Annotated in this window: 22 protein-coding genes; 9 read left to right on the forward strand and 13 right to left on the reverse strand. The window is 71.2% G+C overall.

Annotation, left to right across the window (positions count from 1 at the left end):
- Positions 1-7: 7 nt before the first annotated feature.
- Positions 8-610: a hypothetical protein gene (locus tag ACH4E7_RS35490; protein ID WP_396253298.1), complete on the reverse strand. Its 603-nt coding sequence runs from the start codon at positions 608-610 to the stop codon at positions 8-10.
- A 370-nt stretch (positions 611-980) separates the two neighbouring features.
- On the opposite strand from ACH4E7_RS35490, the gene ACH4E7_RS35495 reads away from it, so the two are divergent.
- Positions 981-2,156: a PP2C family protein-serine/threonine phosphatase gene (locus tag ACH4E7_RS35495; protein ID WP_396253299.1), complete on the forward strand. Its 1,176-nt coding sequence runs from the start codon at positions 981-983 to the stop codon at positions 2,154-2,156.
- A gap of 32 nt (positions 2,157-2,188) precedes the next feature.
- Here ACH4E7_RS35495 and ACH4E7_RS35500 read toward each other — a convergent pair whose 3' ends face one another.
- Positions 2,189-3,220 carry an alcohol dehydrogenase gene (locus ACH4E7_RS35500; RefSeq protein WP_396253300.1) on the reverse strand — a complete coding sequence of 344 codons (1,032 nt, stop codon included), beginning with the start codon at positions 3,218-3,220 and terminating at the stop codon, positions 2,189-2,191.
- Positions 3,221-3,412: 192 nt separating this feature from the next.
- On the opposite strand from ACH4E7_RS35500, the gene ACH4E7_RS35505 reads away from it, so the two are divergent.
- Positions 3,413-4,033: an L-threonylcarbamoyladenylate synthase gene (locus tag ACH4E7_RS35505; RefSeq protein ID WP_396253301.1), complete on the forward strand. Its 621-nt coding sequence runs from the start codon at positions 3,413-3,415 to the stop codon at positions 4,031-4,033.
- Between the two features lie 108 nt (positions 4,034-4,141).
- Here the strand turns inward: ACH4E7_RS35505 and ACH4E7_RS35510 are convergent, their stop codons facing one another.
- Positions 4,142-4,408, reverse strand: a complete 267-nt coding sequence (locus ACH4E7_RS35510; RefSeq protein WP_396253302.1) for a hypothetical protein — start codon at positions 4,406-4,408, stop codon at positions 4,142-4,144.
- A 238-nt stretch (positions 4,409-4,646) separates the two neighbouring features.
- Here ACH4E7_RS35510 and ACH4E7_RS35515 point away from each other — a divergent pair, with 238 nt between their 5' ends.
- Positions 4,647-5,309: an NADPH-dependent F420 reductase gene (locus tag ACH4E7_RS35515; protein WP_396253303.1), complete on the forward strand. Its 663-nt coding sequence runs from the start codon at positions 4,647-4,649 to the stop codon at positions 5,307-5,309.
- 145 nt (positions 5,310-5,454) lie between these two features.
- On the opposite strand, the gene ACH4E7_RS35520 is transcribed toward ACH4E7_RS35515, so the two are convergent.
- The 6 genes from ACH4E7_RS35520 to ACH4E7_RS35545 all read right to left on the reverse strand — a co-directional run bounded on the left by ACH4E7_RS35520 (position 5,455) and on the right by ACH4E7_RS35545 (position 12,403).
- Positions 5,455-6,474, reverse strand: coding sequence for a LacI family DNA-binding transcriptional regulator (locus ACH4E7_RS35520; protein WP_396253304.1), 1,020 nt, complete (start codon positions 6,472-6,474; stop codon positions 5,455-5,457).
- A gap of 18 nt (positions 6,475-6,492) precedes the next feature.
- Entirely contained in the window at positions 6,493-8,214 is a 1,722-nt protein-coding gene (locus tag ACH4E7_RS35525) for a glycoside hydrolase family 36 protein (protein WP_396253305.1), read from the reverse strand.
- Positions 8,215-8,216: 2 nt separating this feature from the next.
- The gene (locus ACH4E7_RS35530; protein ID WP_396253306.1) at positions 8,217-9,044 is read right to left on the reverse strand and encodes a carbohydrate ABC transporter permease; all 828 of its coding nucleotides are present in this window, start codon (positions 9,042-9,044) and stop codon (positions 8,217-8,219) included.
- Positions 9,041-9,988 (reverse strand): carbohydrate ABC transporter permease, encoded by a 948-nt coding sequence (locus ACH4E7_RS35535; RefSeq protein WP_396253307.1) that lies wholly within the window; start codon positions 9,986-9,988, stop codon positions 9,041-9,043. The genes ACH4E7_RS35530 and ACH4E7_RS35535 overlap by 4 nt, the downstream gene beginning before the upstream one ends.
- Complete coding sequence (locus ACH4E7_RS35540) at positions 9,985-11,328, reverse strand: ABC transporter substrate-binding protein (RefSeq protein ID WP_396253308.1); 1,344 nt, start codon at positions 11,326-11,328, stop codon at positions 9,985-9,987. Before ACH4E7_RS35540 ends, ACH4E7_RS35535 begins: the two co-directional genes overlap by 4 nt.
- Before the next feature lie 481 nt (positions 11,329-11,809).
- Positions 11,810-12,403 (reverse strand): isochorismatase family protein, encoded by a 594-nt coding sequence (locus tag ACH4E7_RS35545; RefSeq protein ID WP_396253349.1) that lies wholly within the window; start codon positions 12,401-12,403, stop codon positions 11,810-11,812.
- A gap of 505 nt (positions 12,404-12,908) precedes the next feature.
- Between ACH4E7_RS35545 and ACH4E7_RS35550 the strand changes: the two genes are divergently transcribed.
- The 4 genes from ACH4E7_RS35550 (at position 12,909) to ACH4E7_RS35565 (ending at position 16,301) form a co-directional block, all read left to right on the forward strand.
- On the forward strand, positions 12,909-14,396 hold the full coding sequence (locus tag ACH4E7_RS35550; RefSeq protein WP_396253309.1) for a hypothetical protein: 1,488 nt from the start codon (positions 12,909-12,911) through the stop codon (positions 14,394-14,396).
- A 264-nt stretch (positions 14,397-14,660) separates the two neighbouring features.
- Positions 14,661-15,266 carry a hypothetical protein gene (locus ACH4E7_RS35555; protein WP_396253310.1) on the forward strand — a complete coding sequence of 202 codons (606 nt, stop codon included), beginning with the start codon at positions 14,661-14,663 and terminating at the stop codon, positions 15,264-15,266.
- Positions 15,267-15,294: 28 nt separating this feature from the next.
- Positions 15,295-15,879 carry an AAA family ATPase gene (locus ACH4E7_RS35560; protein WP_396253311.1) on the forward strand — a complete coding sequence of 195 codons (585 nt, stop codon included), beginning with the start codon at positions 15,295-15,297 and terminating at the stop codon, positions 15,877-15,879.
- A gap of 68 nt (positions 15,880-15,947) precedes the next feature.
- On the forward strand, positions 15,948-16,301 hold the full coding sequence (locus tag ACH4E7_RS35565) for a VOC family protein (RefSeq protein ID WP_396253312.1): 354 nt from the start codon (positions 15,948-15,950) through the stop codon (positions 16,299-16,301).
- Between the two features lie 215 nt (positions 16,302-16,516).
- On the opposite strand, the gene galE is transcribed toward ACH4E7_RS35565, so the two are convergent.
- The 4 genes from galE to ACH4E7_RS35585 all read right to left on the reverse strand — a co-directional run bounded on the left by galE (position 16,517) and on the right by ACH4E7_RS35585 (position 18,593).
- On the reverse strand, positions 16,517-17,512 hold the full coding sequence (galE, locus tag ACH4E7_RS35570) for a UDP-glucose 4-epimerase GalE (RefSeq protein ID WP_396253313.1): 996 nt from the start codon (positions 17,510-17,512) through the stop codon (positions 16,517-16,519).
- Between the two features lie 198 nt (positions 17,513-17,710).
- Positions 17,711-17,908: a hypothetical protein gene (locus tag ACH4E7_RS35575; RefSeq protein ID WP_396253314.1), complete on the reverse strand. Its 198-nt coding sequence runs from the start codon at positions 17,906-17,908 to the stop codon at positions 17,711-17,713.
- Positions 17,905-18,189 (reverse strand): hypothetical protein, encoded by a 285-nt coding sequence (locus ACH4E7_RS35580; protein WP_396253315.1) that lies wholly within the window; start codon positions 18,187-18,189, stop codon positions 17,905-17,907. Before ACH4E7_RS35580 ends, ACH4E7_RS35575 begins: the two co-directional genes overlap by 4 nt.
- Positions 18,186-18,593, reverse strand: coding sequence for an ATP-binding protein (locus ACH4E7_RS35585; RefSeq protein WP_396253316.1), 408 nt, complete (start codon positions 18,591-18,593; stop codon positions 18,186-18,188). Before ACH4E7_RS35585 ends, ACH4E7_RS35580 begins: the two co-directional genes overlap by 4 nt.
- A gap of 242 nt (positions 18,594-18,835) precedes the next feature.
- Here ACH4E7_RS35585 and ACH4E7_RS35590 point away from each other — a divergent pair, with 242 nt between their 5' ends.
- Together ACH4E7_RS35590 and ACH4E7_RS35595 are read left to right on the forward strand one after the other, a co-directional pair.
- Entirely contained in the window at positions 18,836-19,693 is an 858-nt protein-coding gene (locus ACH4E7_RS35590; protein ID WP_396253317.1) for a helix-turn-helix domain-containing protein, read from the forward strand.
- Positions 19,694-19,720: 27 nt separating this feature from the next.
- Positions 19,721-19,930 carry a DUF397 domain-containing protein gene (locus tag ACH4E7_RS35595; RefSeq protein ID WP_396253318.1) on the forward strand — a complete coding sequence of 70 codons (210 nt, stop codon included), beginning with the start codon at positions 19,721-19,723 and terminating at the stop codon, positions 19,928-19,930.
- Positions 19,931-19,971 lie beyond the last annotated feature (41 nt).

Genomic DNA, 19,971 nt, shown 5'->3' on the forward strand with positions numbered 1-19,971 from the left:
GGCGCCGTCACCACTCGTCGCGGTCGCCGATCACCAGGAAGCTGCCCACGGCGCCGTTGTCACCGAACACGCCCCCGTGGCCGGTACGGGGCGCGACGCCGTCGGTGGCGCCGTAGGGACCCACGGTGGCGACCGGACCGCCGTTGTCGCAGGAAAAGCCGCGGAAGACCTCGACGATCTTCCGGCTGTCATTGAAAACGCTGAAGCTACTGGAGCCCAGTCCGCTGGCAGCGGTGATGCATCCCTCCTCGGAGGCGGAGTACGAACGTTCGTTGAAGTAGATCCTTCCCGCTTCCTCATGGTCGTGGCCGCGTCCGCCGTCCTCATGGTCGCGACCCTCGTGCTTCTCCCCGTTCTCGCCCTCGTGCTTCTCCCCGTGTTCGCTGCCGCCGCCCGAGGCAGCCGCGTCCGGGGCGGCTTGTTGGGCCTGCTGGGGCGCCGACTGAACGGGCGGGTGCACCGGGGCGGCTTGCTGGACGGGCTGGGCCGCCCGCTGGACAGACGGGGACGCCGAGGTGGATCCGGCGGTCAGGGTATAGGTGATACCGGTGGCTGCAAGGGCCGCCGCGCTTACTCCGGCAGCGGCCAAAGCCCATGTGCGCGTGCGCATGTCACTGTCTCTCTGTCTCACGGACGTCGGCCGGGTGACCGACCTGCGATGAACGTAATAACAGCCCTTATGACTGTCATTTCGGACATGTCCAAGGTGTGACAGCATGAGTCCGGCCAGGTGAAAATGCGGCACGTATCGCATACCGGTGAAATATCCGCGCCCCGCAAGGCCGCTTCCGGATTGAGATCCGTTCCGCGCGGGGTCTTCCCGCTGCGAGCGATATCGCCCGGTGCCGTGCCGGTCGGGATGCTTCGAGAGTTCGCCGCTCCATGCCGCCCGGCTCCGGAGCGGTTACGACCGGTGAGCCGGTTACCGCGCATCGTGCACCACACCTGCGCTCGCCGACGCTCAGGAGCACAGTGGGGACATGGAAGTCCGAGCACGCGCGGCCCGCCTCCAGCAGCGCGGGCAACGGAACTGGGCGCTGCTGTTGATCCCGCTCGCCCTCATCGCGGCGATCACCGTGGTCGATCTCCACTCCCCCACCACCATCCACCTCGGCCCGCTCCTGGTGATCGCCCCTGCCCTCACCCCCTCGTTCGCCGGCCTCCGCCCGACCGCCCTCGTCGGAGCCCTGGCCCTCGCGGCCCAGGTCCTCATCGCCTTCCTCCACGGCGGCCTCACCACCAGCAACCACATCGCGCAGATCGCCGCGCTGGCCGTCCTGTGCGTGCTGATCGTCATGTTCACCGCCATCCGCGATCACCGGGCCAGGCAGCTCGCCCGCGCCCAGTCAGTCGCCGAAGCCGCCCAGCGCGCCCTGTTGCGCCCGCTACCCGAACAGATCGGGCCGCTTCAGATCGCCACGATGTACCTCGCCGCCGAGAAGGAGGCACAGATCGGCGGCGACCTCTACACCGCCACCCGCACCACGGGCGGGACCCGCATGGTCATCGGAGACGTCCGGGGTAAGGGCCTGGCCGCCGTCGGCGAGTCGGCCCTGCTGGTCAGCGCCTTCCGCCTCATCGCCGCACAGCACGACACCCTGGCGGACCTGGCGTCCACGCTCGACCACAACGTGGGGCGCTACCTCACCGACTTCGCCCAGGAGAGCGGCGACATCGTCGAGCACTTCATCACCGCGATTCTCCTCGACCTGCCCGACGACGAGCCGATCGCCCGCATGACCAACTGCGGACACCCGCCGCCCCTCCTACTGCGCGACGGCCGCGTACTGCCCGTCGACTCCGTGCCGGCCGCTCCACCCCTCGGCGTGAACGACCTCGGCGACGGCACGTACCCGAGCGACGACTTCCCGTTCGACAGGGGCGACACCCTGCTGCTGTACACCGACGGGGTCACCGAGGCACGCGACGACACCGGCGAGTTCTATCCGCTCGCCGATCGCGCCGCCCACTGGACCAAGTGCTCCCCCGAGGCACTCGTCAACCACATCCGCCGCGACCTCCTCGCTCACGTCGGCCACCGCCTCAACGACGACGCCGCCGTCATCGCCATCCGGCGCGCCGAACCTGCCGCCGCCCACCCCGACGAGCCCGGCCGGAACCCGCCCCTCTGCGAGAGTGGTCCGACGCCGAGTTAGCCGGCGCGAAGCTCCGGCATGTCGGTCTCCCGTCATCCCGTTCCGGTGGTGAGCACCATGCGGAAGCGGGCGGCACCGGAGAGCATCCTCCGGTATGCCTCGTCGGCCCGGTCGAGCGGCGCGGTCTCGATCATCGGGCGGATTCCCCGCAGGGCGCTGAACGCCATGGTGTCCTCGATGTCCTGCGCGCTGCCGGACGGGTGGCCCCGGACGGTCCTGGCCCGCAGGAGCAGCTGGACCGGGGTGATCCGAAGCGGCTCGGTGTCCGCGCCGATGACCACCAGTTCACCGCGGTGGGACAGCCCGTCCACGGTCGCCGTGATGGCGGCGGAGTTCGCGGCGGTGGCCAGCACGACCCTGGCGCCGCCGAGGGACTGCAGTGCGTCCGCGACGGGCGTGTCGGCCGTGCTGTCGATGTAGTGGTGCGCGCCGAGTTGCTTGGCGAAGTCGGCCTTGTCGGCGCCGCGGGCGATGGCCACGGTCTCGAAGCCCATCGCGGCCGCGTACTGCACACCCAGGTGGCCGAGGCCGCCGATGCCGAGCACGGCGACGAGGTCGCCCGCCCGTGCGGAGCTCGTCCGCAGCCCGTTGTACGTGGTCACCCCGGCGCAGGCCATCGGCGCGGCGTCGGCGGCCGCCAGCGCGTCGGGGATCCGCGCCAGGGCGTCGACCGGCACCACCACCGCCTCGGCGTACCCGCCGTCGTACGCCCAACCGGGGACCTTCAGGTTCAGGCACAGGACGAAGTCGCCCTGCCGACAGGCGGCGCAGTGCCCGCAGCTGCCGCCGAACCAGCCCACCGCCACCCGGTCGCCCACCCGCCATCCGGTGCTCTGCGTCCCCTCGCCGAGCTCCTCGATGCGCCCGGCGATCTCGTGCCCGGGGACCAGCGGAAACCCGACGCCCGGCAGCCCGGCGTTCACGAACATGGCGTCGCTGTGGCAGACCCCGCAGGCCTCCACGGCGACCCGTACATGACCGGGGCCCGGCCGCGGCACGTCACGCTCGACGATCTCGAACGCCCCGCCGACGGCGGCCACCTGTGCCACTCGATAGGTCCTCATCCGGATTCCTCCCGCTACACCGGCACGCCCCCCTCGGCACCAGCAGACCAGCTCCGGCCCGAACACGCTCGCCGAGACCGCTCGCACCGTCGGCACCGACCACCGCGGACGCAGCCCACCTTTCGCGGACGCTCGCGGAGCGGGATGTCGCGGCTGCGCCCATCCGTCGCCGGGATCCCGTAGGGTCGGCCAATGGCGAAGTACTTCGACGTGCATCCAGAGTCTCCCCAGCCGCGCACCATCAGCACCGTGGTCGCCAGTCTCCGGTCCGGGGCCCTCATCGCGTACCCGACCGACTCCTGTTTCGCCCTCGGCTGTCGGCTGGACAACCGCGACGGCCTTGAGCGGATCCGGTCGATCCGGCGTCTCGACGAGCGTCACCACTTCACCCTGATGTGCGTGGACTTCGCGCAGCTGGGGCAGTTCGTCCAACTCGACAACAACGTCTTCCGCGCCGTCAAGGCCGCGACGCCGGGCAGCTACACCTTCATCCTCCCCGCCACCAAGGAGGTGCCACGCCGCCTGCTGCACCCGAAGAAGAAGACGGTGGGAGTCAGGATCCCCGACCACACCGTCACCAGGGCTCTGCTCGCCGAACTCGGTGAGCCCCTGGTCTCCAGCACCCTGGTTCTCCCCGGTGAGGACGAACCGATGACACAGGGGTGGGAGATCAAGGAGCGCCTCGACCACGTGCTGGACGCCGTGGTGGATTCGGGCGACTGCGGCACGGAACCGACGACGGTCATCGACTTCTCCGGCGGCGGGCCGGAGATCGTCCGGCGCGGGGCCGGCGACCCCACGCGCTTCGAGTGACGGGCCGGGCACACCGGCGGAGCACGGACAGTGCGACGGACCACTGAGAACCGGAGGTCCCGACACCACGGGCCGCCGGAATGCCGCGGCCAGCGCCCTGGAACGGCGTCAACGGCGCGAGCGGTCACGGAGATCCACGACGGCGCCCGCGAGTCCGCCGAGCGCCACGGCGGGCACGATCGACGCCGCCCAGGGCTGGCCGGCCAGTACGCCGGAGACCACCACCAGCGCGACGACCGCCACGGCGACCACCCGGGCCGGGGTGGACCGGGGCAGCAGCGGTACCGGCTTCCCGTTCCGTCGGCGCCGGATCAGGTCGCCGGCGAGCAGAACCGCCGCGACCGCGAGCAGCGGCGGCACCGAGTCGTGGGTCATACGAACGAACGCTACGCGAGAGTCGTCAGGATGTCATGGACAGTGGAGAGTTGGTCGAGCCGGACGGGCTCCTCGGTGCGCAGGACGGCCGCCTCGACGGCGCGTTGGAGGTCCGGGCCGCGCAGCCGGTCGACGAACGTCCGGTAGGGGGTGCTCTGCTTGCGGGAACAGAACCGGTCGCCGCCCGGTTGGGGCAGGTCGACGAGCTTGTGGCACTCCCAGAACGAGGGGCTTTCCCATGAAGATCGGCATCATCGGCGCGGGCAACATCGGCGGCAACCTGACCAGGCGGCTGACCGCGCTGGGGCACGAGGTCTCGGTGGCCAACTCGCGCGGCCCGGAGTCGCTCGGGGCGCTGGTCGAGGAGACCGGCGCGAAGGCCGTGACGGCCGCCGAGGCGGCGCGGGGCGCGCAGGTCGTGGTGGTGACCGTGCCGCTGAAGAACGTGCCGCACCTGCCCGCCGGGCTGCTGGACGGCGCGGCCGAGGGCGTGGCGGTGATCGACACCGGCAACTACTACCCGCAGCAGCGCGACGGCCGGATCGACGCGATCGAGGACGGCGGGCTGACCGAGAGCCGCTGGACGGAGCAGCAGATCGGCCACCGGGTGGTGAAGGCGTTCAACGGCACCTACGCCCAGGACCTGCTGGAGCGCCCCCGCCCGGCGGGTGACCCGGAGCGCCTCGCCGTGCCGGTCGCGTCCGACGACGAGACGGCCAAGCGCGTGGTACGGGCGCTGATCGACGAGTTGGGCTTCGACACGGTGGACGCCGGCGGGATCGACGACTCCTGGCGGCAGCAGCCCGGTGCCCCGGTGTACGGGCTGCGCGCCGGCGTCGACGCGGTGACCCGGGCGCTCGCGGAGGCGTCCCCCGAACGCCCGGCGGCCCACCGGGCCTGATCGGCTCAGCCGCCGCGCAGTCGGTCGGCGAGCTGATCGTCGCGCAGACCACCGCCCAGGGCCGGTCCTCGTACTCCCGTCGTCGCCGCGCAGGCGGGCGTACGAGGACGGACCCGAACCCCGCAAGCAGCGCACTTCATACGGTCTAACCCGAACTCCCCCGCACCACCAGCTCGGCCGCCAGCTCGCCCCCCGCCGTCGGCACCGCCTGCCCACGCACCTGGTCGAGCAGCCGCCCGACCAGCGCGCCGGTGATCGCCCGCAGCGGCAGCCGCACGGAGGTCAGCGGCGGGTGCAGGTGGCGGCAGAGCGGCGTGTTGTGGAATCCGGTGACGGCGACCCCGCGCGGCCCGACCTCCAGCCCCTCCGCCCGGACGGCCTCGTACACGTCCAAGGCCAGCAGGTCGCTGCCCGCCGCGAAGGCGGTGGGCCGGTCGGGCCCGCGCAGCAGCGCCCGTACCGCCTCCACCTGCGGGTGGGCCGCGGTGACGGCGGACAGTCCCAGTCGGCGCGCCTCGGCGAGGAAGCCCGCCCGCCGCGCCGCCATCCACGGCAGGTCCTCGGAGGCCCCGAGGTACCCGATCCGCCGGTGACCGCGCGCCGCGAGGTGCCGCACCACGGCGGCCATCGCCGCGTCGTTGGCGATGTCCACCCAGTGCTGCGGCTGCGCGGGCCCGGTCCGGCCGAAGGCGACGAACGGGACGCCGAGCCGGGCGACGTGATCGATCCGGGCGTCCTGGTGGAGCACGTCCGCCAGCACCAGCCCGTCGACCTGGCGGGCCGCCACCAGCTCGTCGATGGCAGCCAGCGCATCGGGCGCGCCCCGGCCCGGGCGGAACAGCAGCACCCGTCGGCCCTGTTCCCCGGCCGCGTCGACCAGGGCCTCCAGGAAGCCGGCCATCAGCGGGTTGGGGTCGTTGGGGTCGTCCACCGGGGTGAGGTAGCCGATGGTGCGCCGGGCGCCGCTGCGCAGCGAGCGGGCCGACTGGTCGGGCTGGTAGCCGAGTTCGCGGATCGTCGCGGTCACCCGCTCCAGCGTTTCCGGACGGACCCGGTGCGGGGCGTTGAGTGCGTTGGAGACGGTCTGCCGGGACACCCCGGCCGCGCGGGCGACCTCCTCGATGGTGGTGGCGCCACGGCGCGGCCGGTGTGCTCCCTCGGGCATGCGGTCCTCCTGGAGTCGTCAGTCGCGGCGCAGGGTCAGCAGCCCGCCGCGTGGCACCGGGATCGGCTCCGCCCGGTCGAGCTCGACCTCGCTCTGCCGGACGATACGCCCCCGGGCGTCCTGCACGGTGACGGCGGCGGTCCCGCTGCCGCCGGTCAGCCGGACGTCCGGGTCGGCGTCGGCGTTGGCCACCAGCAGGGTGCGCCAGCCCGGATCCGAGGCGTCGACCGGCAGGGCCGCGTAGCGGGCGACCGCGACGGTCTCCTCGCCCACCGCCGTCACCAGCGGGTATCCGAGGTCCGGACGGGCCGGGCGCAGCTCGGCGAGCTGCAGGGTGTCGAGGTGCGTGCGGAAGACGCCGAGCCAGAAGGCGATCGCCTCCCGCTGCGCGGTGCTCTGCGCGGCGAGGTCGACGGAGATCTGCGGCACCGCGAACAGCACGTTGATCAGGTGGCAGGCGATCTGCTCCGGCGGCTCGGCCGGGTGCCACATCAGCATGTCGGAGTGGACCGGGACGGGCCCGGCGGCGAGCCGCAGGTCGACGGTCCGCTGCCGGTTCTCCTGCGGGCTGAGCGGGCAGTCGGTGGCGCGGACCATGGTGACGTACGGCCACAGCCCGGGGCTGACGTACGGCTGGCGGTGCTCGACCATCGCCTCGGGGTTCGCGGCGGTGATCCGGCGCCGGACGGCGGCGAGCAGCCGCTCCACGCCCTCGTCCACGCCTGCGCAGTCGGCTCCGGGGCCGGGCTCGGGGACCTCCGCCCGCGCGAAGCAGTCGACGAAGTCGACCTTGAGGCCGTCCATGCCCCACTCCTCGACGGCACGGGCGAGCCGGTCGGTGAGGAAGTCGCGGACCTCGGGGTACCGCGGGTCGGCGACGATCGCGCCCAGGTGTGCCGCGTCGGCCAGGGCGTAGCGGCCGAGCTTCTGGTACGCGGCGCTGTCCTTGCCGATGAACGGCAGCGCGTACCAGATCAGGTAGCGCACGCCGAGCTCGTGCACCCGGCGGACGTGGGCGGCGGTGTCGGGCAGCGACACCGGCTCCCAGTCGCCGCAGTGGGCGTAGCCCCGGGTGCGGTCGGCGGTCATCCAGCCGTCGTCCACGATGATCACGTCCAGGCCGAGCTCCTTGCCCAGCGCGGCTTGGGTCTCGACGCGCTCGGGCGTGATGTCCTGGTGCATCGAGTACCAGGTGGAGTAGGCGGGGCGACGGGCGGCCTCGGGGATGTCCGCGGCGCGGCCGCTGCCCCACCAGGCGGAGAGGTCGGCCAGGCAGCGGGCGAAGTGCCGCCCCGAGGTGTCGATCCGTACGGTGAGTCGGCCCGCGGCCTGGACCCAGAACCGGAACTCGCCGGTCTCCTCGACCACTCCGGCCCCGGCCAGCACGTCGGGGCGCTCGGCGGCGACGGCGCAGAGCGCGACGTCCCCGGTGCCGATCAGCGCGGCGATCGGGGCGCCGCCGGCCAGGCTCGTGCGGCGCGGGGCGCTCCAGGCGGCGGGGAGCCAGCCGGTGCCGCGCGGCTCGGGCGTCCAGAAGGCGGTGGCGTCCACGCAGGGCACCCGCCACTCGATCCGCAGCTCGCCCTCCCCTTCGGCGTTCACCTCGACCACTCCGTCGGCGACCGTCCGGGCGGTGGCCGCGCCGCTCACCCTCAGGTCCAACCCCTCGGCGTGCAGCGGGCGCAGGCCGGCGGCGGCGGGGGCGTGCGGTTCCCAGATGTCGTTCACGGTCTCGGACATGCTCAGCCTTTCGTGGCGCCGGCCAGCAGGCCGGAGATGAACTGCCGCTGGAGGACCAGGAAGAGGACCATCATCGGCAGGGTGGACAGCGCGGTGCCGGAGAGGATCGCACCGTAGTCGGTGGTGCTCTTGTTCCCGTACAGGGTCGCGAGGGCCACCGGCAGGGTGTGCATGTCCGGACTGCGCAGGGCGATCAGCGGCCAGACGAACTGGTTCCAGGAGCCCAGGAACAGGAAGATCGAGAGGGCTGCCAGGACCGGCCGCATGACCGGGACGACGACGCTCCACAGCACCCGGAACTCGCCGGCGCCGTCGACCCGGGCGGCGTCGAGCAGTTCGTCCGGCAGGCCGCTCAGCGACTGGCGCATCAGGAAGATCGCGAAGGGCACGCACAGGCCGGGCAGGATGATCGCCTGGTAGGAGTCGAGCAGCCCGAAGCTCATCATCATCTTGAACAGCGGGACCAGCATGACCTGTTCGGGCACCACGAGGGTGGAGAGCAGCAGCGCGAAGAGCAGCGTGCGGCCGCGGAAGCGGAACTTGGCGAAGGCGTAGCCGGCGAGCAGCGCGACGATCAGCGCGCCGGCCGTCTGGACTCCGGCCACCAGCAACGAGTTCCCGATCACCCGGAGCAGCCCGATCCGGCGCTGGAGCCGGTCCAGGTTGTCGCCGAGGTGGCTTCCGGGGAGCAGTGCGGGCGGCCAGTCGAAGATCTCGGTGTCCTTCCGGGTGATGGCGATCACCAGCCAGTAGAACGGGCCGACGGACAGGCCGGTGACGGCGGCGAGGAGGAAGGTCAGCGGCCAGCCCCGCAGTTTCCTGAGGTTCATGTGTTCTTGTCCCCCATCAGGCGCATCTGGACCGCGCCGAGCACCGACACCAGCAGGGTGAGCGCGTAGGCGATGGCGGAGGCGTAGCCGAAGTCGAAGTAGCGGAAGCCGTTCTGGTACAGGTACATGGAGACGGTGAGGCTCGCGTTGTCCGGGCCGCCACCGGTCAGCACGTACGGCTCGTCGAACAGTTGGAGCGTGCCGATGGTGGACAGCACGACGGTGAACAGCAGGACCGGGCGCAGCGCCGGGACGGTGATGGCCGCGAAGCGGCGGATCGGCCCGGCGCCGTCGACCATCGCGGCCTCGTACAGCTCCCGGGGGATGGACTGCAGGCCGGCCAGGTAGATGACGGCGTTGTAGCCGGTGTAGTGCCAGGTGAGCACCAGGACGACCGACATCCGGGCCCAGAACGGCTGGCCGAGCCAGTCGACGGTGGGCAGGCCGACCGCGTCGAGCAGCCAGTTGACCGCGCCGTCGTCGGTCCTGAGCAGGAAGGCGAACATCACCCCGGTGGCGACCAGGCCGGTGACGGCGGGCATGAAGACGCCGAGTCGCCACACCGCGCGCCAGCGCACCAGGGCGGAGTTGATGCCGACGGCCATCAGCAGGGCCAGGCCGAGCATCAGCGGGACCTGCACGACGAGGATCTCGCCGGTGTTGCGCAGGGCCGTCCAGAACAGCGGATCGTCCAGCAGGCGGCGGTAGTTGGCGAGTCCGGCGGCGCGGGTGGCGGTACCGGATCCGGTGGTGAAGGAGAGCAGCAGCGAGTCGACGATCGGGTAGGCCTTGAACACGCCGAAGGTGAGCAGGGCGGGGGCGAGCAGCAGGTACGGCAGGGCGGCGCGGCGCCACCGGGGGCTACGGCGGGACCGTGCGGCTTCCTTGGTGAGCTGCTTGGCGAGTTCCCCGGCAGGGGCGGCGGACGGGGTGGCGGCGGTCATGCGATGCCGCGTCCGGTCTGCTGGGCGAGCTGTTTGGCGGCGTCCTGGAGGACGGCGGCGGGGTCGCCGCCCTTGAGGAAGACCTTGGTCTGGGCGTCGCTGGCGAGCTTGAGGGCGCGGGCGTAGTCCCCGGAGTAGTTGGTCGGGTCGCCGCCGTCGACGGCCAGGTCGGCGAAGGTCTTCAGGACGGGCTGGCCGCCGAAGTACGGGTGGGGCGCGGCGTACATCGGGCCGGCGTAGGCCGCGGTGAGCGCGGGGAAGACGCCGCCGGCGTCGAACATGGTGTTGACGGAGTCGGGGCGGGTGAGCGCGTACTCGACGAACTTCCAGGCGGCGCGGCGGCGCGGGCTGGAGGCGGCGACGGCGAGGTGGGTGGAGTTGACCAGGGCGGTGCGTTTGCCGCCCGGGGTGACGGCCGGGGGCTTGGCGAGGCGCCAGTTGCGGCTCTGGTCGGCGAACTTGGACTCCAGGTAGTGCGCGGCCCAGGCGGGCATCGGGGCGACGGCGAGCTTGCCCGCCTTCGTCGCGGTGGCCCAGCCCTGGTCGCCGGGGACGTCGGCGATCAGGCCGGCGTCCTCCAGGCGCTTGACGGTGGCGAGGGCGCGCACGGCCGGCTCGGAACCGAGGGTGATCCGGCCCTGGAGGTCGAAGTAGAACGCGCCCTGGAGCTGCATGAGGGACTGCAGGAAGTCCAGGTCGGGGTCCGGGTTGGCGGCCTTGCTGATGCCGATGAGCGAGATGCCCGGGTTGGCGGCCTTGAAGCGGTCGGCGACGGCTATCAGGTCGTCCCAGGTGGCGAGGGCGGTGGGGTCGATGCCCGCCTTGTCGAAGTAGTCCTTGCGGTAGAAGAAGCCGAGCGGGTTGACCTCCCAGGGCAGTGCGTAGACGTGGCCGTCCTTACCGGTGACGACGGGCCACAGGCCCATGGCGAACTTGTCCTTGTGCGCGTCGGCACCGTACTCGGAGAGGTTCGCCAGGCCGCCGGGGAACTTCTCCAGGTAGCCGGGCAGGTAGTCGCAGCCGATGTGCAGCACGTCGCCGAGGCCCTGACCGCCGGCCGCGAGACCGACGGTGATCTTGTCCCAGATGGCCGGGTTGCCGATGTCCTGCACGTCGACCTTGATGCCGGGGTTGTCCTTCTCGAAGGCCGGGACGACTCCACGCAGGGCGGCGGCGGCCGTGGCCCAGGACCAGACGGTGACGGTACCGGTGTCGGCGTCCCCGCCTGAGGAACTCCCCGCGCCGGAGCCGCCGCAGGCGGCCAGGGTGCCGCCTGCGGCCAGGGTCAGCAGACCCGCTCCGGAGGCGCGGAGCAGATCGCGACGAGAAAGGTGTGACATTGCATCTCCTGGCGGTTTGAACGTTCAAATCCACAAAACAAAGCACAACCCAACAGGTTCGCACGAGCGGGAGACAGCAAACGCCCGCCCTCCCCGAGCCGTCAAGACCTCGCACAGGAAGGGCGGGCTCCGCAACCGTTCCGTTATGAGCCCTGGCGCGGCACCGGGCCGGCCTTCCCACGCGGGGAGGCCGGCCCGGGCGGAGGCCTCGGTCGATGTCGACGGCCGGGCCCCTGCGGGTTCGCCCTGGGGGTGGCACGCACGGACCGTCAGTCGGTGCACGTCCAGCCGATGGTGACCTCCCGCGGTGTGATCCTCAGCGGCTCTCGCGCCGAGCCCCTTCCCGCTTCATCGACCACGGCCGCCTCCGGGGAGTGAGGTCGTACGTGGGCGGCGAGGGCCTTCTCCGCCCGATTGCGGGCAGCACGGCGGACGTCCAGGGCGCGCCCGGCCGACCGGCGGGACACTCGGTGCCGCCGGCTCACGCGAGCACGACCGGCTCGCCCGTCAAGTCCACTCCTGCGCGGTCCAGTTCGCCGAGCGCGGCCCGGGTGGTGTCGGTCGCCACGCCCGCCGTGTAGTCCAGTAGCACCCGGGTGTCGAAGCCGGCCTTCACGGCGTCCAGGGCGGTGGCCTTGACGCAGTGGTCGGTGGCGATGCCGACCACGTCGACCGCGTCCACACCCTGGTCGTGCAGCCAGTCGGCGAGCAGGGTGCCGTCGGCGGTGAAGCCCTCGAAGCCGCTCTTGGAGGCGGAGTGGGCGCCCTTGAAGAACACCTCGTCCACCGCACCGGCCTCGACGGCGGGCGTGAAGGCGGGGTGGAACTCGCCGCCCTCGCTGCCGACCACGCAGTGCACCGGGAAGGAGTCCCGGAAGTCCGGGTGCTCGGAGAAGTGGCCGCCCGGGTCGACGTGGTGGTCCCGGGTGGCGACCACACGGGACCAGCCCTCCCGTGCCGGGCCCTGGACCAACTCGGCGATCGCCCGCGCCCGGTCGGCACCACCGCCGACCGGGACGCTTCCGCCCTCGCAGAAGTCCTTCTGCACATCCACCACGATCAGCGCGCGCGTCATCGACAAGGCCTTTCCTCAGGGGGTTCCCACGGATTCGGGGCCCAGCTTGGCGTGTCGACGGAGCGCACGCGAAGCAACCGGGCGGCAGTTCACCCGAACGGGCTCGGGAAGCGGCGGCGCGCGTGAGCGCCGAACGCAGAACGGTCTCAACGTCGCCCGGAGTCGAAGGAGCCCGACGGCCCGGCGCTCGCCTTCCCGGCCGACTACGCGGTGACGAAGCGCATCGAGGGTGTGGTCGACACGGCCCTGTGCCGCTGACGGGTCCCCAGGGCGCGTGGCCTGGAACTCTGCGACGGCGACAGCCCAACACGGTAAGGATGTGGATCTGATTTCCGACGAGCCATTGAGGCCGGGCTACTCACCCGCCTACACTCGCGCCCGTCCGTGACCTTCCGTCCCGGAGACCCCACACACCCGGTGTCGCTCGATCCGACCCGGGTCCCTGGCCGATGTCCCCCAACCATCCGTCATGGAGGACTACTTGAAGGCTCCAACCATACGCCGCATGCTCCTGGCGGGGGTGAGCAGCCTCGCCCTCGCGGCCTCCGGCGCGCTCGCCGTCCCGACGGTCGGCAGCGTCGTGGCCACCGGCTACCCGGCGGTGCACCCCGCGGTGGCCGACTACACCCAGGTGTCGACCGGCGCCACTCCCCCCACCCAGGCGCAGTGCGCGAGCGCGGGCCGCCGCTGCTTCAGCCCACAGGCGATCAGGGCCGCCTACAACCTGGGCCCGCTGTACACCGACGGCTATGACGGTCGAGGCCAGACGATCGCCATCTTCGACTCGTACGGCAGCGACACCATGGCGCACGACCTGCACGTCTTCGACCAGGCCTTCGGCGTCAACGCGATGTGCGGCGAGGAGGGCGTGACCTGCCAGCCGGGCATGCCGACCTTCAGCGAGCTGCACGTCCAGGGTTCACCGGGCACCACCGCGCCGCCGTCCACCAGCCAGGGCACCGGCCAGGAGAACAAGGCCGCCTGGGCGCTCGAGGTCGCGCTCGACGTCGAGACCGCGCACGCGATGGCCCCGGGTGCCAACATCCTGCTGGTCTCCACGCCCACCGCGGAGACGCTCGGCGTCCAGGGCTTCCCCGCCCTGATGAACGCCGAGCAGTACGTGGTCGACCACCACCTGGCGAACGTCATCTCGCAGTCCTTCGCCTCCGCCGAGGGGGCGTTCGGCAGCGCCCAGTCGATCGAGCCGCTGCGGCACGCCTTCAAGTCGGCGGCCCTCAACGGCGTCACGGTGCTCGGCTCCTCCGGCGACAACGGCACGGCCGGCTCGGAGAAGACCCCGGTGAAGTCGGGCGGCACCACCCTCCCCGACCCGTCCGTCGAGTGGCCGGCCTCCGACCCGCTGGTGACCGGCGTCGGCGGCACGTACCTGTGCACCGACCCCAACGCGACCGGCGACCGGGCCGTGGACAGCACCGACAACCCGGCCAAGTGCCAGGCCAACCCCGGTGCGGCCGAGGTCGGTTGGACCAACGCGGGCGGCGGCTTCAGCCAGGCCTTCGACAAGCCCGCCTACCAGTCGGCGCTGCCCGCCGAGTCCACGCCGATCGCCGCCAAGCGCGGCGTGCCGGACGTGTCCCTGCAGGCCGCCCCCGGCACCGGCGCCCTGGTCTACCTGTCGCTGCCGCCGGACGGCTCCTCCGGCCTCAAGTGCGGTGCCACGCCGTGCAGCACGGGCTGGTACGACATCGGCGGCACCTCGCTCTCCTGCCCGCAGTGGGCCGGTCTGGTCTCCATCGCGGACCAGATCAACGGCGGCGGCCTCGGCCAGATCAATCCGCCCCTGTACAAGTTGAGCACCGACCCGGCCAAGTACGCGGCCGACTTCAACGACGTGACCCTCGGCAACAACACCGCCGACCCGACGGTGCCTGGCTACCCCGCCACCACCGGCTGGGACCCGATCACCGGCCTCGGCACGCCCAACGCGGCGAAGCTGCTGCCCGACCTGGTCAGCGCCGCCCACACCGGGTGAGACCGACTGACTGAGCTCCGCCCCGTCGAGCCCGGCTCGACGGGGCGGAGTCGTGCGGGCGGCGCCCACCGCGAAACCCGTTGGCGGGATGGCGCTCTTCCGGATCAAGGGCGTCTTCAGCCCCGCCGTCGTCCAGGCCCGCGAGCACAGCTCCTACTGGAACGGGGACCGGGTGTGGTGCTGTCCGACGACGGCCCAGCCGTGGTTCCCTGTCCGCACCGCGTGGAGTCGTGAGTGTCAGTGCCGGACACTACGGTCCTCGCCATGGAACAGGACCTCCTCAAGCATCCGGCTCCGCTGACCGACCGGATCGGTCACGTGGGCGGCATCGAGTCGCTCACCCTGGACGGTCACCGCTACTACTTCGGCTTCGACTACCGGAGCGACCTGGTTCTCTCGCCCCTGATCGGTGACCCCCACGCCATGGCCGCCTTCGCGAGCGCATACATGCGGCAGACCACCGGCGTACACGACGCGACCTACTGGGAGGCCCTCGTCGCCGCAGCGGCCACCGACACCGGACTCGCCTGCGCCGACGCCGAACGGGCCATCAGCTCACAGGACCTGCGCGGCCGGCTGCCGGAAGCCGAGAGCCACCTGCTCTACCTCCTCGGGGCGGCCACCGGGTGGGAGGACTGGTTCGAGCAGTCGCCGGAGGTGCGGCGGGCGTACCAGCGGCTCGGCCTCGACGACGAGGACTCGGAATTCCTCGACCACTGCCTCGACGCCGTTCGGGAGCACGGAGCCCAGGCGCGCCCCGACGAGTGGGAGGTCCTGCGCTTCCACCTGACCACGGCGGCACAGCAGGCACCCGGCAACTGGAACATGCTGTTCGCGCCGCTCGTGGAAGGCACCGTGAACCACCCGTGAGCGGAACCGCCGCCAGAAGGGATCGCCCGTGCTCACCGATACCGTGACCGGCCCTGTCGCCGTACTGGTCAACGGGCTTCCCGGCGCGGGGAAGTCGACCCTGGCCCGGGCCGTGTCCCACCGCCTCGCGCTGCCGCTGTTCAGCAAGGACGCCATCAAGGAAGCCCACGCCGATGTGCTGGGCGCCGAACGCTCCGACGCGCCACAACGACGCTGGAACGCCTCGCTCGGCGCCGCGGCGAGCGAGACGATGTGGGCGCTCCTGGCGGACGCGCCCGCCGGCGCCGTCCTCGAATCCTGCTGGCCGACCGGCGTTCGCGACTTCGTCGTGCAAGGCCTGAACCGCGCCGGCGATCCCACCCCAGTGGAGCTCTGGTGCGACGTCCCGCTGGAGACCGCCCGGCGTCGCTTCGAGGCGCGCCATCCACGCCATCCGATCCACGGAGACCTGCTGACGGCCGACGACTGGGAGCACTGGCGCCGCACGGCCCTCCCGCTCCGGGTAGGCCAGACCCTCCGCGTCGACACCACCGGGCCGGTCGACATCCAGGCGGTCATCGACTGGATCGAAACGGCGAAGCGCACCGGGCCCGACGACGCCCTCCACGAGTGAGACCGGAGACTGAGCCGGCGCTGGTGCGGCGCCCGCCCGTCCGCTCGCCGTGCTGGCAGGATGGCCGCATGGAACGTGTGCTTGGCATCGGCGGGTACTTCCTGCGGGCCGCCGACCCGGCGGCCCTGAGCGCGTGGTACCGCGACTGCCTGGGGCTGGACGCCGACGAGTACGGCCTGTGGCGGCAGGCACCCGGGGCGACGGTGTTCGCGACGTTCGACGCCGACACCGACTACTTCGGGTCCCGCACCCAGCAGACCATGCTCAACTTCCGGGTCCGCGACCTGGATGCGATGCTCGCCCAACTGCGGGCCGAGGGAGCGGACGTCGCCGAGGAGACGCAGGACGTGGAGGGTGTCGGTCGCTTCGGCTGGGTCACCGACCCCGAGGGCAACCGTGTCGAGCTCTGGCAGCCCGTCTGACGACGGATCCGCCCGTAACAGCCTTGCGCGGGAAGTCGGCTGGGTCGACTTCCCGCGCAGCGTCAACGGGACTCAGCGCCCAGGGCGACAGGGGCTCCCGGTGGTGTCGACGGGCAGGCCTGCGAGGTGGGGCAGGACGCCGGACGTCAGAGCCCCGTAGCCGGCGACGACGATCGTCGTCGCCGGCCGGGGCGCCCGTGGTGGGGCAGGTGTCATCACTCGTCCTTCAGGATCGTGTGGCGGGCGTTGTTCCAGGCCAGGGCGGCGGCGATGCCGTCCTGGAGGGTGTGGGCCGGGGTCCAGCCCAGCAGGTCGCGGGCGCGGTCGACGGCCGGGTAGGCGCCGGCATTGTCGCCGGGGCGGGCGTCGGTCAGGTGGTGGGCAAGCGGCTCGCCGGTCACGTCCTCGAAGGCCTTGATCAATTCGAAGACGGTGGTGCCGTTGCCGGAGCCGAGGTTGACGGGCAGGTAGCGGGGCCCGGCCTCGGGTACGACGGTGTCGAAACGGCGTACGGCGGCGATGTGGGCCGCGGCCAGGTCCCAGACGTGGACGTAGTCGCGGATGCCGGAGCCGTCGCGGGTGGGCCAGTCGGTGCCGGTGACCGGGAACGGCTCACCGGCGCGGTAGCGGTCGATCATGACGCCGAGGGCGTGGGTGGGCTTGGTGGTCTGCAGGCCGGTGCGCAGCTTCGGGTCGGCGCCGATCGGATTGAAGTACCGCAGGGTGATGACGCGCAGCGGTGTGCCGCCGGTGATGTCCTCCAGCGCGCCTTCGAAGGCGGCCTTGGTGCGCGCGTACGGGGAGAGCGGCTTGAGCGGTGCGTCCTCGGTGATGGCCTGGCCGGAGTCGTAGATCGCGGCGGAGCCGGAGAACACGAGCCGGTGGCAGCCGTTGCGCAACAGGTGGGTGACCAGGGCCAGGCCCTTGGTGACATTGGCCTCGTAGTAGCCGAGCGGGTCGGCCACCGATTCGGGGACGACGATGCGGGCGGCGCAGTTGATGGTGGCGTGGATGTCCGGGTGGTCGTGGAAGATGCGGTCGATCAGGTCGCCGTCGGCGATGTCGCCCTGATAGAAGGTGCGGCCGGTGGTGAACTCGGGCCGCCCGGTGGACAGATCGTCCAGGAGGACGGGCTCGATGGCCTCGTCCAGGCAGGCGCTGGCGACGGTGGATCCGATGAATCCGGCGCCGCCGGTGATGAGAACCTTCATGGTCTCTCCCAAGTCGGTTGCTGTTCCCATGACACGAACTGTCGTCGAGGTTAACGAAACCCGCTTGTCGGCAGCGAAGTCCGAGATCAGCCACCCGATCACCCGCCACCCCACCGCCGTGCCGCCCGTGTCGTGACCAAGCGCAGGACACATTCCGGGCGGCAAAGGCGGGGCGGGCGAAGCGACCGGGCTACCGGTTCACGCGAGCGGGGGTTCGGTGGCCCGCTGGAGCACTGCGCGCAGCAGCGCTTCGGCGTTGCCCGGGACGGCTGCCCAGAGCTCTATCTCGGCGTGGGCGGCCTGGCGGCGGGGGCTGATGGCGCGGATCGGCCGGGAGAACTGGCCGTTGAGGCACCACCAGGCCTCCAACCGGGCCCAGGTGAGTCGCCGGGTCATTCGGGAGCCTCCTCCGAGCGCAGGTAGATCGGGTGGGCGGACTCGATGCCGATGAAGGCGATCGCGCGCACCGCGCCGAACTCGATGAGCTGGTGGGCGATTCGGGCAGCGGAGGCCTCGCTGAACAGGTCGGCGAGGTAACCGGCCTGGTCGTCGTCGAGGGGCAGCCGGGCGAGGCTGGTGCGAATGGCGTCGAGGGCGTCGGAGAGCTTGGAGAAGGTGGCGAGCTTGGTGACGCCCTTGATCTCGACGGAGACGGGGAAGGGAAGTTCGACGCTCACTGCGCGCCTCCGATCAGGGCCCACATCGCCTTGCCGATTCCGCCCGGGCGAGGGCAACAGCCCCAGCTGGCGGCGAGCTGGGAGACGAGCCAGAGGCCTCGCCCGGCCTCGTCGTGGTCGGCAGCGGGGTGCGCGGTCGGTCGGTTCGGGTCGGCGTCGTGCACCTCGATGCGGAGCGAGCCGGGGTGGAGTTCGAACTGCAGGTAGATGAGTCGTCCGGGCGGCGTCTTGGCGTGGACGACGGCATTGGTGACGAACTCGCTCAGCACCAACTCGCCAGTGCTGAGCAAACGTTCACCGGCGGGGCGGCCCGCGACGAAGTCGCGGAGCAGTCGTCTGGCAGCGGGGACGGACTTGTGGTGCCGGGGCAGCCAGCAGGAGTGCTTCTCCAACGTTCCGGGCATGGCGGGGCCTCCTCCGGGTGTGGTGGGAAAGATCGCGATCCGAAGGGCGGCGGGAGGCAAAGGAATGCCCGAGCGATGAGCCGCCAGGATCACGCTGTGTGGTGCATTGCACTACGCCAAGTAGCATGCACCCGCACCAGTACTCATCGAAACCAGCATTTCTGCATCAGTGCACATTGGCTTAGCCTGGATCCGACACACCGTCACAAGGCAGACTGGGATGAGCTCAAGGAGGGAACACCGTGACTGACGAATCGAGGCCGACCGTGCGCGGCCGTCGTCTGGGCTCAGAGCTTCGCCGGCTTCGAGAATCGGCGAGCAAGACAACTGACGACGCTGCGGGTGCACTCAAGTGTTCCCGCGCGAAGATCAGTCGGATAGAGACAGGCGTCGTGGGCATCCGGCGCCTGGACCTCGGCATCCTCCTGGACCTCTACGACGTCACCGATCCACACGTAAGGGAGGCGCTCGAAACACTGGCCCGGGAAAGCAAGAAGCGCGGCTGGTGGCACGACTACGGCGACACTATTCAGCCTGCCCACGCCGACTTCCTCGGACTGGAAAGCGATGCCCGGTACATCCGGACCTGGCAACCCCTGGTCGTGCCGGGCCTGCTGCAAACCGAGGACTACGCCCGTGCACTGCTTGAGGCAAACCCTGCCGCCGTCCGGCCGGAACGCATCGATCAAGTGGTCAAGATCCGGATGGAACGCAAGGGCATTCTGAACAAGCCTGACCCTGCTCGCTTTTGGGCGATCATCTGGGAGCCAGCGCTTCGGTGCCCAGTTGGTGGAGCGGACGTACGCCAGGCACAGCTACGCCATCTCGCTGAGGCAGCGCAACTCCCCAACGTCACCTTGCAAGTCGCACCGATCGATCTCGGCGCAACTGCCGGGGCATGCGGTGGGTTCGTGATGTACGGGTTCACTGACTCACCCGCGCCAGGCGCGGTGTTCGTGGAGACGCTGACGAACGGGCACTACCTGGAGCGCGAGGCGGAGCTCGACGGCTACGGACTCGTTTTCGAGTACCTGCGGTCGTCGGCCCTGAACCCGTCCGAGTCGCTGGATATGATCACAGCTATCGCAGCAGAGACATGAGTATGAGACTAGAAAATAGGTGAGCACATGGCCGTGCCAGAGATCTCCGCTCGGGGGTGGCACAAGAGTTCCTACAGCGCGCAGGCAAGCGAGTGCGTGGAGACGGGGCATGTCACCACAGGTGGAATGGCTGTCCGGGATTCCAAGGACCCCGGCGGCCCCGCGCTCGTCTTTCCCGCTGACGCATGGTCGACGTTCGTCAGCGCCGTCAAGGCCGGGGAACTGCCCAGCGCCTGAAACACCTGCGCGAGAAGTCGGCTGGGCCGACTTCTCGCGCA

Source organism: Kitasatospora sp. NPDC018058, assembly GCF_044327205.1.
Lineage (GTDB): Bacteria > Actinomycetota > Actinomycetes > Streptomycetales > Streptomycetaceae > Kitasatospora.